Source organism: Paenibacillus sp. UASWS1643, assembly GCF_008693195.1.
GTDB lineage: Bacteria > Bacillota > Bacilli > Paenibacillales > Paenibacillaceae > Paenibacillus > Paenibacillus amylolyticus_B.
In genome coordinates this window covers 184,741-198,091 of sequence record NZ_VXKZ01000112.1, presented here as the reverse complement: position 1 = coordinate 198,091, position 13,351 = coordinate 184,741, and the positions used below count along the sequence as shown (strand labels likewise).

Sequence of the window (13,351 nt, the reverse complement as noted above, 5' to 3'; positions counted from 1 at the left end):
CGGCCTATCAGCATTTGCCTGTTACAGCATATGCCGGGCCGGGATCGTCAGTTACTACAGCTTGCGCCTATATCGTCAGATGACATAACTCCAGTCGGAAGAATATCGACTGAGGAATTGGCGAGTACGTTCCTGCTTGGGACGTACAAACACCTCTTCCGGGGTTCCTTCCTCCACAATGGAACCTCCATCCATGAAAACAACCCGATTGGCCACCTCACGGGCAAATCCCATTTCATGGGTGACTACAATCATGGTAATCCCCTCTTGAGCAATGGAGCGGATGACAGACAACACCTCACCCACAAGCTCGGGGTCCAGCGCTGATGTCGGTTCATCAAACAAAATCACTTCGGGATTCAGTGCCAATGCTCTGGCGATGCCCACCCGTTGCTGTTGCCCACCTGACAACATACTTGGATACTCATTGATTTTGGCGGACAGTCCGACTTGTTCAAGCACACGCAAGGCACGCGTGCGGGCATCGGCTTTGGACATTTTCTGGGCAATAATTAATCCCTCGGTGACGTTATCCAGCACCGTCTTGTGTTTGAACAGATTATAATGCTGGAACACCATCGCCGTTTTTCGTCTCAACTGCACAATGTCATGTTTGCGTGCATGCTTGCAATCGACGGTTAATCCACTGATCTGAACCTCGCCCTCATCGGCACGTTCCAGAAAATTAACGCAGCGCAGCAGCGTTGTTTTACCTGATCCGCTTGGTCCAAGGATCGCTACGACATCGCCCTGTTCCACGGTCAGATCAATTCCCTTCAATACTTCCTGCTTGCCAAAAGTTTTGTGTATGTTCGTTAGTGTAATCATGACACGCCTCCTTTGCTGTACACGGCAACCCGACGCTCAAGCAGAGCAGTGATCCGCTCCGCAATGATGGTCAGCCCCCAATAGATAAACGCTGCGGCGATAAAGGCCTCCAGAAACTTCAGACTGACGGATGCCACCACATCCGCTTTACCGAGGATGTCCATCTGAGACACGGTAAAAGCGAGTGTTGATCCATGCAGGAACCCAACAAACATACTGCACAGGTTAGGCAATACCGCCCCGATCGCTTGAGGGATGATGATACGCCTTAAAGCCTGGAATGTGCTCATGCCTACAGCGTGAGCCGCCTCCATCTGACCGATATCCACAGCAAGAATGCCTGAGCGGATAATCTCGGACATATAGGCGCCCGCAGTGAGCGAGAAAGCAATCAGTACAAATACGAGAATTGGAATCGACGAGGATTGGAAAGCCCAACCGTAACGTTCCGCCAGCTTATCGATAATCATCGGAATGCCGTAATAGATGAGGAATAGATGCATCAGCATCGGTGTTCCACGCAGAAATGAAACGTAGAAGTCAGCAATGCGGTGAATCCACCGCACGTGATATATACGGATCAGAGCCGTAGCCAGACCGATTCCGAAGCCTGCAATCAACGGCACAATCGTAATGACGAGTGTCAGTGGCAATGCCTTCAGGATTTGAAAAAAAGATGTATAGATAAACTGGAGATCAATCGACATATGCTCACCCCGCTATTCGTTTCAGGCGTTTGGCTCGAATTGCCGGTTTGTGTACAACCCTCTTGCGTTCATGACGCTGGAGTCTGCGTTCTGCAAAGGCAAATCCTTTTTCGAGTACAATGACAATGACATAATAGACCACAGACAGACTTATATACACTTCAAGTGCATGCGATGTAGCCGAAATTAACGTCTGCCCTCTGCCCACCATATCCATGACACCAATGGAGAAGGCCAGAGATGTATCTTTTAATGAACCGATTAACGTATTGGCCATGTTCGGAAAAGCAACAATCAGTGCCTGCGGAACAACAATCCGCCGAAAAGACTGGAATGTGGTCATACCCGCAGCATAGGCAGCTTCCGTCTGACCTTTATCCACACTGCGCACCGCTCCACGAAAGATCTCGGCAAAGGATGCCGCGTCACTAAGCGCATAGGTCACAATGACAAATAACAACGGGTCGGTTCTCGACAGGTCGATGCCAATGGGTTTGAGCAACTCGGGAAGTCCGTAATACACCAGGAACAATTTGATCAGGATCGGTGTGCCCCGCATGAATGAGACGTACAGGGTAGCCAACTGGCTTAGTACCGGAATCCGATACAGCCGGGGAATGGCCAGAAGCACGCCGCCCACCAGTCCGAGCACGATGGAACCACCCAGTACAATCAGTGTTATATGCAAATATCGTAGCAGTTCCGGGATGAAATCCAGAACCAATGACAGATCAAATGATTTTCCCATTACCGCTGCACACCTTTCTCAGACTACTCTTCAACCGTATAGTCAGCTCCAAGCCACTCTGTGCTCAGTTTGCCTAATGTTCCATCTTCCTTGATCGCTTTGAGCGCTTCGTCCACTTTGGTTTTGAGCTCCTGCTCATCTTTGTTCAGAATGAAGTACACTTTGGAGTTGGAGAGGGCATCGCCTACCGTTTTCAACTGGGCATCAACCGCCTTATTCTGATAATCAATGGCAAATTGGGTGCTGATCGTTGCATCCACCCTGCCTGTTTTGATCTGGGTAATGGTATCCTCACCTGCTCCGGAATAAACGATATCAATCCCGTTGCCGTTCGCTGCATTCCATTTCTCAGCAAGTACAGCCGCATTACTTGTTGCACCAACAATCAGTTTTTTCCCCTTCAGATCCTCAATCGATTTTACTTCCTCATTTTTCTGACTTACGACAATTTTATTTGGAAAAATATTATAGGCTTCATCATTAAACAGGAACTTGGCCTGTCTCTCATCATTCACTTCCATCTGGTGAGCGATCAGGTCAATTTTTTTCGTTTCGAGACTCAGCAGCAGATTTTTAAAATCCATCGTGCTGAATTCGAATTCATATTCAGGCAAACGTTTGTCGATCTCCCGGATCAGTTCCACATCATAACCTGTTAACTTGCCATTCTCATCAATGAAGCAGACATTTGGGAACTGTGTACCTGTTCCTACAATGATCTTTTTCACTTTGGTGTCGCCTGCTGCCGAAGCAGATTCTGAATCATTGCTTGCAGTTCCTGTGCTGCATCCAGCAAGTACCGCCAGCATTGTAATGAACAGCAGTGCTGTCCGGAATTTTTGAATCCCCCGTTTTTTAACCATTCCCAATCTCCTCCACAGGCTGTTATCACAGCGAATATGATGTGTACTCCTATTCCTCTAACCTATTAACAAACCATTCTTACTTGTATAGTCGGAATTAGGTTGAACAAAGAATATCACTACAAGTCATCTGAGGGCAATAACTAAACTAATAGGACATCCTGATATGGTTATAGGACTTCTCTATAGTACGAGAAAAAGCCATCCCCCATATCGATTGGTGGATGACTTCTTCTTGTATGACTCTCACTGATTATACCATTTTGGCGGTGCATCACTTGGTGTATACACTACTCATCTATCTGCGACTCGCCCATTTAATTTTACGTGCAACTTCCACTCGCTGTAATTGTAAGAGACCGATCCGTTCCTCGAACTTCTTGCGTTCATCCATGGAATGAGCGGCATGAATCTGGTGGCACAGACCTGTCAGTTTGCTGTTGATGTAATCAAACCGTGTCCATAATTCCTCTTCAGGTGTGCGTTGCTGCTCCGTCGCCGTCTGAAATATTTTGAGTTGGCGGATAAGGGATTGCTGCCATTCCTGATCCTGAATTTGGATGGCAAAATGCAAAAGATCCAGATAGTCATCGATTTGCAACGAAACGCCGCAATCAGGTTTAGTGTTCATCGTCGTCTCTCCTTATTTCAGTACTTGGCTGGAATCCATTACTTCTATCTTACAGGAACAAGCCCACTGAAAGCGAGTACTGAACGATTAAATTTTGGGAAATTTTTTATTTTTTTATGTTAAAAAAGCTTTACATTTCCATTAAGGTAAAATTCACATAACTTTGGTATTGATACATATTAAATCTGTGACGAAAAACCCGTATTAAGGAATCATTTCTTACCTTAACACGGGTTTTTCGTCATGTTTTATATAATATGCACACATGCAATGTCAGTTATTTTTTCCATCTCGCTGCTGTCTGGTCATCAGTAACATGATAAACGAGATGATGATAATAGAAACAGTCCACGCCCAGGCCATGGTCTGATTGCCCGAATCCACAGCGACATAGATTGCCGTAGGTACCGTTTGTGTTTTGCCCGGAATATTGCCTGCAATCATCAGTGTCGCACCAAATTCCCCGAGTGCACGGGCAAAGCCCAGGATGAAAGCGGTCATCAATGCTCTGCCTGCGAGCGGGAGGGAGATGTAACGAAAAACCTGCCACTCATTTGCCCCAATCGAACGGCCTGCATCTTCCAAATCCCGATCCACACCACTGAATCCCGATTTCATCGTCTGATACACAAGTGGAAAAGCAACCACCACCGAAGCAATCACCGCAGCCCACCAGGTGAAAATAACCGGTGCGGAGAATATGGCTTCAATCCATTGTCCAAACAGACTTTTACGCCCCAGTATGACAAGTAACAGAAATCCAACCACTGTCGGGGGAAGGACTAGCGGCAGCATAAATGCCGTTTCCAGCAGAATCTTTCCCCGAAATGAAGAACGTGACATCTTCCAGGCTATCGCGATTCCGAGCACAGTGGCCACCACGCTGGATAACAGCGCAACCTGAAGTGACAAGCGCACCGGTGACCAGAATACGGACCAGTCTATGGCTTTCACATTCATTCCGGAATTGTGAATCCGTATTTCGCGAAGATATCGAGCACTTCAGGGGTTTGTAAATACGCATAAAATTGTTCGGCCTCTGTACGGTGTTTGGTTCCTTCAATAATACCTATTGGATAATTGGCTGGTGTGTAGCTGTTCTTGTCCACCTCAAACGCAATTTTCACCTGATCCGAAGTAAGAGCATCTGTTTTATATACAAATCCTGCATCTGCATTACCTGTCTCTACATATTGAAGAACCTGTCTAACGTCTTTCCCCTGCACAAGTTTGCTTTCCAGTTCATCCCACAGCTTGGCATTGGTCAGAGCTTCCTTGGCATAGGTTCCCGCAGGAACACTTTCCGGAATCCCAATGGCTACCGTCTTGATGGAGTCGCTGGTGAGATCCTTTTCACTGGTTACTGTGTGGTTCCCATCTGCTGGCACTATGGCCACCAGTGAATTCTGTAGCAAATTCTTCTGATCACCCGATGCAATCAGGTTTTCATCTACTAGCGCATTCATATTTTTTGTTGCCGCCGATACAAAGACATCAGCCGGCGCACCCTGTTCAATCTGCTGTTGCAAGGCACCCGAGGCGCCAAAGTTAAAATTAAGTTCTATATAAGGATTAGCTAGCTCATAATTGGTTTCAATCTCTTTCATCGCATCGGTCAGACTGGCCGCCGCAGAGATCGTCAGATCTACTGTTTCCTGCGGATCGGTATTTCCTGCTGATGAACTTTCACCTGATGCCGCTGGCGTTGAGGTTGTTTGTTCTGCACCCGTGGATGTATCCGTAGTGCCCGTGCTTGCGCCGCAACCAGCCAATACAAGAGCCAATCCCAGTGACATACTTCCCAACACATATCCGATTCTCTTTCTCATTCATTTCTCCCCCAACGTTATCTTTGGTTATAACTAGTTATAATTGATTATATCTAATTATACACATGACAAAAAAAATGGGAAGGTGATTAAGATCACATTTGATTTTTGTTACCTGTCCTATGCGTTTATTGCGTGTTCTCAGGTTTATGGCATCCCTCAATTAATGATATAGTACAAGAAACATTCATAACAAAACCATAATTGCTCTATACCTTTGAAGGAGGATCTTCACTTATGACGGAGGAGCAATCCTACACAACCGAAGAAATATCCAAGCTGCTCAAAATATCGAAACTGACGGTCTATGACCTGATCAAAAAAGGAGACCTCGTCGCATACCGTGTAGGTAAACAAATGCGAATTGATGCAACCGATCTGGAAGCATATAAACGTCGCTCCAAGCAACTTCAGTCCTCAGGTCAGCGTATCCCGACTCCTCATCAGACCTCGGCATCAGAGACTCAGCCAGGTCAGGGTGATTTTCAGGGAACTTCCTTACTATCGACTACACCCGTTGGGTCTGCGCATGCGATTACTCCAGCGAGTTCTGCTCATGCAATAACTGCTGTACCACGGCATCTGGTCATAACGGGTCAGGACGTCAGTCTGGATATCCTAATGCGCCATATGGAAAAACAAACCCGGGACATCCGTCCGCTCCGCTCGTTCATGGGCAGTCTGGACGGGCTTATTTCGATGTATCGTGGTGAGTCCGATCTGGTCAGCACCCATCTGCTCGACGGAGATACCGGTGAGTATAATCTGCCGTATATTCGCAAAATTCTGACGGGGCGGTCCTATGTTGTGGTAAACCTGCTGTCACGTCCTGCCGGATTGTATGTACAGCGTGGCAATCCACAGAACTTACAGAATTGGACCGATCTGAGCAAGCCTGAACTTCGACTGGCTAACCGGGAGATAGGTTCTGGCGCACGAGTATTGCTGGATGAGCAACTTCGACTGCATGGAATTCCTGCCGCAGGTCTGATCGGATACGAAATGGAGGAAACCAGTCACATGGGCGTGGCTGCCAAAGTCAGTTCAGGTGAAGCTGATGTCGGAGTTGGCATTGAAAAGGCTGCACGACTTGTGGGTCAGGTTGATTTTGTCCCGCTCACTCAGGAGCGCTATGATCTAGTCATGCTGAGGAAACAAGATAATGAAGCCTGGGCCGAATTGGTCCTGCGGATTCTCCAATCGCCGGAGTTCAGGCAGGAACTGCAATCATTCGAGGGATATGATGTATCCCGGACAGGTGAAATTTTGTACGAAGCATAGGTATACGAAATGTAGACAATAACAGCCCATACTCAACGTGTATTCAACATTACATCATGCATATATAAAACGCCTTGCAATGGATGCAAGGCGTTTTTGGTGTTTCTTTCTATATATAACGCATGATATGGATGAATGAATTTCTTAATGTGGCAAATCGATCTCAAAAATGAACACACCATACGCGGGCATGTTGATCTCATTCTGAAGTGTTGTACCTGACAGTAACTCTTTTGCTTGCTTCTTAAGCTGAATGGGTACTTGTTGATCCGAGTAGTTGAGTAAAAATACATAAGCTTTATCCTTACCGGAACGGATACCAAGCTCAACCTCGGACGGTACCTCTACCAGGTCACCCACAGGTGAAGATAGCCCTATTTCATCTAGTAGAGCATCAACGACCGGTTCATTGTAAGCCGCTCCATAATACCATACTTGCCCCTGACCTACCGTAAGTTTGGTCAATGCAGGACTACCTGCATAATATTCGGATGTATACTCAGCGATGACCTGCACGTCAGCATGCTCCACATGAAGAACTTCGTTAAATCCGGTCGTTGACGTTCCCTCCTGAAGCCGCTCACTCGTCCCATTCCATTGCAGTTTGGCTGCTGGAATGGTTCCTTTGATTAAGGTAAAGTCCTCTACGGTTACACCACACAACTCAGCGACAGCCCCAGGGAAGGGTCTCATATAACAATGCCCCTTGAGATCCTTATATCCGGTGCGAGCACCGAAAAACAGAGTGCCTCCTTGACTGACATAGGCTTGGAGAAGTTCTGCTGTCTCGTCTGTCATGATGGCCGGGTGAGCATAGATGATCACCTTATATTCAGATAAATCCTCCAGTGTTGTCGTTGGTTGCAGTGTAACCATGTCCGTCGGAATATGACGATACTGGAGCTGCTTATACCAGGAGCGTACACTCTGTTGCTGAAGCGGACCGTGCCACTCGTCCAACTCCCCGTCCCAAAGGTTATCGTAATCCTGTAGGATCGCAACATCGGCTTGATATGTAGTGCCCGCAATAACACGCCCGATCTTGACAAACTCTTCCCCTACTTGTGCAACCTCGCGTACCCTTCTGTTGGGCTGATTATGGTAATCATTGATGCCATGCCAGTACATCTCGGTGCCAAATGTTGCCGTCCGCCAGCGGAAGTAGACGAGCAGATCCGTTCCGTGAAGAACAGATTGATACGACCATAATCGGATCTGTCCCGGTCTTGGCGTACCCATGCCTATACTGTCAACCCAGCCTCCTGGCCCAGACTGTTGTTCCATGACGCAGAAGTTCGGTGACATGTTACGAACGTTCGACAGTTTCATGCTCCAGGCCCGATCTTGTAATGAGTTATCATCTGTCCCAGGGAAGATCGTGGCAAACTGCGGATACGAATCATAAGAGAAGAAATCCAATAAATCCTCTGTCATTTCATGATTATCCAAGTGTCCAAACGTACCGTTTGTTGTGATCCAATGCTTCGGATCCAGTTCCCGAATGATGTCCACCTGAAGCTTGGCAAATGAAATGGTATTAGCTGAGATGAATCTCTTTTCATCTAGTGCCAAATGAGGATTTGGCGATTGGCTGACCATATTTCGGGTAAGGTGAACTTGCTCCCAGTCGGTATAGGTCTGACTCCAGAAAACGGTTCCCCAAGCCTGGTTCAGATTCTCCAACGATTCATAACGATTCTTAAGCCATTCACGGAAGGCGACATGGTCCGCCTCAGCATAGAAAACATCCATATGACAATTGAATTCGTTATCGATCTGCCATCCAATAAGAGCCGGATGATCTTTATAGGCAATCACCATATTGCGCACGATTTTTTCACATTGCTGTCTGTAGATTGGGCTGCTGTAATTGGTATGACGCCGCATACCGTGTTGATACAACACCCCGTCCTTATTTGCGTTTAATACTTCAGGATATTTTGATGTTAACCACGCTGGTGGAGTTGCTGTCGGTGTTCCCAAAATAACGCTCAAACCATATTGATGAGCCAGATCCAGTGCCTTCTGGAAAAAACTAAAATCAAACTGGTCTTCTTCCGATTCAAAGATGGACCATGCAAATTCAGCCATCCGAATAACTGTGATATTCATCTCTTTCATTCTACGGAAATCGTCCTCCCACAACGCTTCCGACCAGTGCTCAGGGTAATAACAGACCCCCATTTTTAATTCATCCATTTGGATTGATTTTGCCACCTTTAATTACCCCCTTAACCTGCCATATTGTCTCCATTCTATTGGAACCTTCACATATAATAAATGACAAGATTATGCGACTTATAATAAAATATTGTCATTGTTCAAGATTCAAATAACAGTAGACTGAATTGATTTTAGTTCACTACATAAAAATATTGCGTTCAAATGGAGGATGCACGTGAAAGAACACATCTTTCTCCCCAAGCCGATTTTCCCCAGACATGTATGTTTTCCCAATTTTATTGGAGGGTACAGTGACTTTCCGAAGCACCGTGTGCATCGAGAATATGGCACCACTGAAATTAACTTGGATCAATGCTACAATCTGCACCTTGTACTGAACGGCAAAGGATTCCTGGACACCGGAACCACACGATATGAGTTAATGCAAGGACAGGGTTTCCTCTATGGTCCCGGTCTCAGACAAACCTACTACTCCGATTTGGATGATCCTTGGAGTATTCGTTGGATTCACTTCTACGGCGTTCGTCTCGAAGAACTGTTAAATGGAAAAGGCGTTGACGAGCCCTGGCTGTTTCAATGTTCCAACTTCCCGGTGGTCACCGCGCTCATGGATCGAATACTGGAGCTCGGAAGAGGCTATCAAGTGGAGGACGAGCACAGTCTGGCAGCTACACTATATGAGCTTCTGACCCGATTGCAATCCGCAGCGAGCCAAATCAATGTTTCGTTGAATCACACTTCAGAGCGAATTCGTGAAGCAGGGAATTATATTCGTTCCCATAGTAACGAGCACATTACACTAGACCACGCTGCCGGGATTGCCGGATACAGTACAACATACTTTAGCCGAAAGTTCAGTCAGACGTTTGGAATCTCTTTCCCTGAATTCCTCTTGGAATCCAGGCTACTACATGCGAAACAGCTACTCGCAACAACCAACCTCTCCATTAAGCAGATTACGCTGGAAACGGGATTTTCACAGTCAAGCTACTTCATCCGCTGTTTTAAAACCCAGGAAAACGTAACACCTATGCAATTTCGAATGATGCACAATCATTCGTTATAGGCAGATGTTCCTTGAACAAGCTGACGCAAAAGAAGACTCTGCATACAACATGCAGAGTCTTCTTCGGTCATTTTTCACAAATGTTCATTTGTATCTTCGTCCTCGTCAGCCTTATATTCCAAAATATCTCCAGGCTGACAATCCAGTGCTTTACAGATGGCATCCAGAGTGGATAAACGGATCGCTTTTGCTTTTCCTGTTTTTAATATGGAAATATTGGCGATCGTGATCTCAACTCTCTCTGCAAGCTCGGTAACCGTCATTTTCCGCTTTGCCAACATCACATCAATATTGATTATAATGGCCATATATTCACCTCAGACCACTAGGTCATTTTCTGATTTGATATCAATCGCTTCCTGTAACAATCTTTGGAGCACAGCAGAAAACACTGCGATGACCAATGAAGCAAAAACAGGAATCATTCCCATTAGAATGAGGCCTGGGGCATCATCTTTCTCTGCTACAACATAAACAAAAGGCAACATCACAAAATAGAGACTACTGATTACAATAGCACAATATTTTATTGTTTTTAAGGATCTCACTGACATTAGAGAGAACGCTTCATTTTTGTCGATGTAGCTCAGCAGACGGAATGCCTGGTACAGTGCAACGATAAACGGAATAACTGACACATACATAATAATCACTATGGGGTATAGTGCACCTGCATAATTCGGATTTACCGGATTGTTCGCTAACCAGGGTATGCCGAATATACATAAGGCAAGAATGGGAACACCAATAAGCAACACGGCCAATTTTAAAAAGATGGTTGTACCTCGCTTCACAAAAAGCACCTCACTTGTTTTAAGTGATATGAATTTATCATAATATTTATCGTTTTACAATAAATTTTTATTGTAAAACATATTTTATTTATTCTTTTGCCCATTAAGGAAGGAAGATCAAAAGATCCCTCCTCTTTGCTTCAGTGATTCTTGGACACAAAAAAAGTCCAAAGATAGCCACTGAATGTGGTTATCTTTGAACTCGCTCACGTCCGCCAGAACAGCCCAGCCTCATCCCGCTCCACCTGCTCGAGCACATTTTCAAAATCGGAACAAGGTGTAATAACATCTACCGGATTCCAGCTGCTCTGTTCATCTCTGGCAAACACCTTCCACTGATTTTCTTCCCAGTAAAATCGGGCAATATGCATCTTCTCCCATTGATACCGTTCCTCGGCGGGTCTTTCTTCGGTCAGGATCAATTCATTATCATTCATCTCATATGTCAACTTCACCATCGTTCGCAGTGGCGCAGGAACCTTCTCGTGAATATAGCCATTCATCACCGATTGAATTCTTCGTAACGTAAACGAGTCCAACATGAAGATGCACACCCTTTCAGCAAAGTATCACCCCTTGATCATGTTACCAGCTGGATTTTGTTACACCAGGAATCTGTCCTTGATGTGCCAATTCACGGAACTTAATCCGAGATACCTTGAACTTGCGAAGATAACCCCGCGGGCGGCCTGTCACTTCACAACGGTTCTTCAAACGAGTCGGAGATGCATTCCGCGGCAATTTCTGCAATGCCTCGTAATCCCCTTTTTCCTTCAATTCCAGGCGCAGGTCCGCATATTTTGCCACGATCGCCTGACGTTGCTTCTCACGTACCACTTTAGATTTTTTAGCCATGAATTATAGCTCCTTTATCCATTGAATTTATGTTTATAAATTGAACTAAAGAATATTTACACTGCACACTCCGATGACAGAACAACCTTCCGATCGCTGTTATCCCCAGATTTTATTAATTCCTTTGATAAAGGGGAAATCCGGGGATAAAGGCGAAGCATATGCTTCCGATGCAGCTTTCTTTCAGAAAGCTTTTAGCTTCGCTTCTTCAGGTCCTTTCTGTCCTCTCTGACTTATACAGCTTCCACAGGCCATGGCAGTGGATTATCAAAATGGCCCCAGTCTGCCAGCATTTCTTCATCACTAAGCAGGCACTGGTCCAACTCATCTTCAATGCTCGCACGTTCCATGTCGATTCCGATCATGACAAGCTCCGTCTGGCGATCTCCCCACTGGGCATCCCATTTCTCCAGCACATCCGGTTCGTTACGTAAAATCTCTTCTTTGTCCGCTTCCGGCAACGCCGCGACCCAATGTCCTGCAGGACCAAATTGAATGGATGGTCCTGCCTGACTCAGGCTTGCAGCAACATCCCCTTCAGCCGCAAGCCATACTAAACCTTTGGCTCGTACCACTTCTTCCGGCCAGTAACTCATGAATTCAGCCAGACGGGAAGGATGGAACGGCTTTCTCCGGCGATAGACAAAGGAACCAATACCATATTCCTCCGTTTCCGGTGTATGCGACTCTTTCTCCAGCTCCTGAATCCACCCAGCGGACATGCTCACTTTCTCAAAATCAAAGCGGTTTGTATTCAGAATCTCGGACGGATTCACCTGTCCATTCTGGGTCCGAATGATCTTGGCGTTAGGCTGTAGCTTGCGGATGATGCCTTCGAGCTTGTTCAGCTCGGTGTCATCGACCAGATCACATTTGTTCAGCAGTAGCACATCACAGGTTTCGATCTGATCAATCAACAAGTCTACAACATCACGGGTGTCCTCATCTCCGGTCGCCTGGTTACGATCCAGAAGACTCTGTCCTGATCCAAAATCATGCCAGAATCGATTGGCATCCACCACCGTTACCAGACAATCCACTCGGGCCAGGCTAGTCAGGTCAATACCCGACTCCTCATCGGCATATGTAAAGGTCTGTGCAACTGGAACAGGTTCACTGATGCCAGTGGATTCGATCAAAATATAATCATACTTGCCTTCATTCACCAGCTTCTCAATCTCCTGCATCAGATCATCCCGCAAGGTGCAGCAGATGCAGCCATTCGATAACTCCACCAGCTTCTCTTCGGTTCGAGACAAGGTTGCCTCCCCCTTGACCAGCGCTGCATCAATATTGACCTCACTCATGTCGTTGACGATTACGGCAACCTTAAGCCCTTGTCTGTTGTTGAGCACGTGATTCAAAACCGTCGTTTTCCCTGAACCAAGGTAACCACTCAGTACGGTTACCGGAACTTGCTTTTGTGTCATAGAAATCTACTCCTTATATGTGCAGTCTGCGTGATTCAAACTTTAATAGTAATTATTACGATTAACAACAATGACTATAATCCTGTTGCACGGTCGTTGTCAAACTATTTTTACGAAATAGTCCAGAAAAATGGA

The 13,351-nt window shown here is 46.0% G+C and carries 15 protein-coding genes; 2 read left to right on the top strand and 13 right to left on the bottom strand.

The annotated features are described in order from the left end of the window. Positions 1-75 precede the first annotated feature (75 nt). The 7 genes from FE296_RS20065 to modA all read right to left on the bottom strand — a co-directional run bounded on the left by FE296_RS20065 (position 76) and on the right by modA (position 5,606). Entirely contained in the window at positions 76-828 is a 753-nt protein-coding gene (locus tag FE296_RS20065) for an amino acid ABC transporter ATP-binding protein (RefSeq protein ID WP_124117626.1), read from the bottom strand. Continuing rightward, positions 825-1,535 (bottom strand): amino acid ABC transporter permease, encoded by a 711-nt coding sequence (locus tag FE296_RS20060; RefSeq protein ID WP_150366085.1) that lies wholly within the window; start codon positions 1,533-1,535, stop codon positions 825-827. Before FE296_RS20060 ends, FE296_RS20065 begins: the two co-directional genes overlap by 4 nt. A gap of 4 nt (positions 1,536-1,539) precedes the next feature. Next, the gene (locus FE296_RS20055; RefSeq protein WP_150366084.1) at positions 1,540-2,283 is read right to left on the bottom strand and encodes an amino acid ABC transporter permease; all 744 of its coding nucleotides are present in this window, start codon (positions 2,281-2,283) and stop codon (positions 1,540-1,542) included. A 23-nt stretch (positions 2,284-2,306) separates the two neighbouring features. Continuing rightward, positions 2,307-3,128 carry a transporter substrate-binding domain-containing protein gene (locus FE296_RS20050; protein ID WP_036673581.1) on the bottom strand — a complete coding sequence of 274 codons (822 nt, stop codon included), beginning with the start codon at positions 3,126-3,128 and terminating at the stop codon, positions 2,307-2,309. 316 nt (positions 3,129-3,444) lie between these two features. Beyond that, the gene (locus FE296_RS20045) at positions 3,445-3,777 is read right to left on the bottom strand and encodes a hypothetical protein (protein WP_124117622.1); all 333 of its coding nucleotides are present in this window, start codon (positions 3,775-3,777) and stop codon (positions 3,445-3,447) included. Between the two features lie 273 nt (positions 3,778-4,050). Further along, positions 4,051-4,737 (bottom strand): molybdate ABC transporter permease subunit, encoded by a 687-nt coding sequence (modB, locus tag FE296_RS20040; protein WP_190945381.1) that lies wholly within the window; start codon positions 4,735-4,737, stop codon positions 4,051-4,053. After that, positions 4,734-5,606, bottom strand: coding sequence for a molybdate ABC transporter substrate-binding protein (gene modA / locus FE296_RS20035; protein WP_150366083.1), 873 nt, complete (start codon positions 5,604-5,606; stop codon positions 4,734-4,736). The genes modB and modA overlap by 4 nt, the downstream gene beginning before the upstream one ends. Before the next feature lie 237 nt (positions 5,607-5,843). On the opposite strand from modA, the gene FE296_RS20030 reads away from it, so the two are divergent. Further along, complete coding sequence (locus FE296_RS20030) at positions 5,844-6,887, top strand: substrate-binding domain-containing protein (RefSeq protein WP_150366082.1); 1,044 nt, start codon at positions 5,844-5,846, stop codon at positions 6,885-6,887. A gap of 144 nt (positions 6,888-7,031) precedes the next feature. On the opposite strand, the gene FE296_RS20025 is transcribed toward FE296_RS20030, so the two are convergent. Continuing rightward, complete coding sequence (locus FE296_RS20025; RefSeq protein WP_150366081.1) at positions 7,032-9,104, bottom strand: beta-galactosidase; 2,073 nt, start codon at positions 9,102-9,104, stop codon at positions 7,032-7,034. Positions 9,105-9,285: 181 nt separating this feature from the next. On the opposite strand from FE296_RS20025, the gene FE296_RS20020 reads away from it, so the two are divergent. Continuing rightward, positions 9,286-10,137, top strand: coding sequence for a helix-turn-helix transcriptional regulator (locus FE296_RS20020; RefSeq protein WP_124117614.1), 852 nt, complete (start codon positions 9,286-9,288; stop codon positions 10,135-10,137). Between the two features lie 74 nt (positions 10,138-10,211). Here the strand turns inward: FE296_RS20020 and FE296_RS20015 are convergent, their stop codons facing one another. The 5 genes from FE296_RS20015 to FE296_RS19995 form a co-directional block, all read right to left on the bottom strand. After that, the gene (locus tag FE296_RS20015) at positions 10,212-10,445 is read right to left on the bottom strand and encodes a helix-turn-helix domain-containing protein (protein ID WP_076211193.1); all 234 of its coding nucleotides are present in this window, start codon (positions 10,443-10,445) and stop codon (positions 10,212-10,214) included. A 9-nt stretch (positions 10,446-10,454) separates the two neighbouring features. Further along, a complete protein-coding gene (locus tag FE296_RS20010) occupies positions 10,455-10,931 on the bottom strand; it encodes a DUF2975 domain-containing protein (protein ID WP_124117612.1) in 477 nt (158 codons plus the stop codon). 206 nt (positions 10,932-11,137) lie between these two features. Beyond that, complete coding sequence (locus FE296_RS20005; RefSeq protein ID WP_091020885.1) at positions 11,138-11,473, bottom strand: DUF3024 domain-containing protein; 336 nt, start codon at positions 11,471-11,473, stop codon at positions 11,138-11,140. Between the two features lie 43 nt (positions 11,474-11,516). Further along, the gene (gene rpsN / locus FE296_RS20000) at positions 11,517-11,786 is read right to left on the bottom strand and encodes a 30S ribosomal protein S14 (protein ID WP_124117611.1); all 270 of its coding nucleotides are present in this window, start codon (positions 11,784-11,786) and stop codon (positions 11,517-11,519) included. 233 nt (positions 11,787-12,019) lie between these two features. After that, positions 12,020-13,216, bottom strand: coding sequence for a GTP-binding protein (locus FE296_RS19995; protein ID WP_150366080.1), 1,197 nt, complete (start codon positions 13,214-13,216; stop codon positions 12,020-12,022). Positions 13,217-13,351 lie beyond the last annotated feature (135 nt).

What these genes read in the sequence shown, in the direction of transcription:
- FE296_RS20005 (WP_091020885.1), bottom strand. Translation starts at nt 11,473, where the DNA reads ATGTTGGACTCGTTTACGTTACGAAGAATTCAATCGGTGATGAATGGC.
- FE296_RS20015 (WP_076211193.1), bottom strand. Translation starts at nt 10,445, where the DNA reads ATGGCCATTATAATCAATATTGATGTGATGTTGGCAAAGCGGAAAATG.
- modB (WP_190945381.1), bottom strand. Translation starts at nt 4,737, where the DNA reads ATGAATGTGAAAGCCATAGACTGGTCCGTATTCTGGTCACCGGTGCGC.
- FE296_RS19995 (WP_150366080.1), bottom strand. Translation starts at nt 13,216, where the DNA reads ATGACACAAAAGCAAGTTCCGGTAACCGTACTGAGTGGTTACCTTGGT.
- FE296_RS20030 (WP_150366082.1), top strand. Translation starts at nt 5,844, where the DNA reads ATGACGGAGGAGCAATCCTACACAACCGAAGAAATATCCAAGCTGCTC.
- FE296_RS20045 (WP_124117622.1), bottom strand. Translation starts at nt 3,777, where the DNA reads ATGAACACTAAACCTGATTGCGGCGTTTCGTTGCAAATCGATGACTAT.
- FE296_RS20065 (WP_124117626.1), bottom strand. Translation starts at nt 828, where the DNA reads ATGATTACACTAACGAACATACACAAAACTTTTGGCAAGCAGGAAGTA.
- FE296_RS20055 (WP_150366084.1), bottom strand. Translation starts at nt 2,283, where the DNA reads ATGGGAAAATCATTTGATCTGTCATTGGTTCTGGATTTCATCCCGGAA.
- modA (WP_150366083.1), bottom strand. Translation starts at nt 5,606, where the DNA reads ATGAGAAAGAGAATCGGATATGTGTTGGGAAGTATGTCACTGGGATTG.
- rpsN (WP_124117611.1), bottom strand. Translation starts at nt 11,786, where the DNA reads ATGGCTAAAAAATCTAAAGTGGTACGTGAGAAGCAACGTCAGGCGATC.
- FE296_RS20060 (WP_150366085.1), bottom strand. Translation starts at nt 1,535, where the DNA reads ATGTCGATTGATCTCCAGTTTATCTATACATCTTTTTTTCAAATCCTG.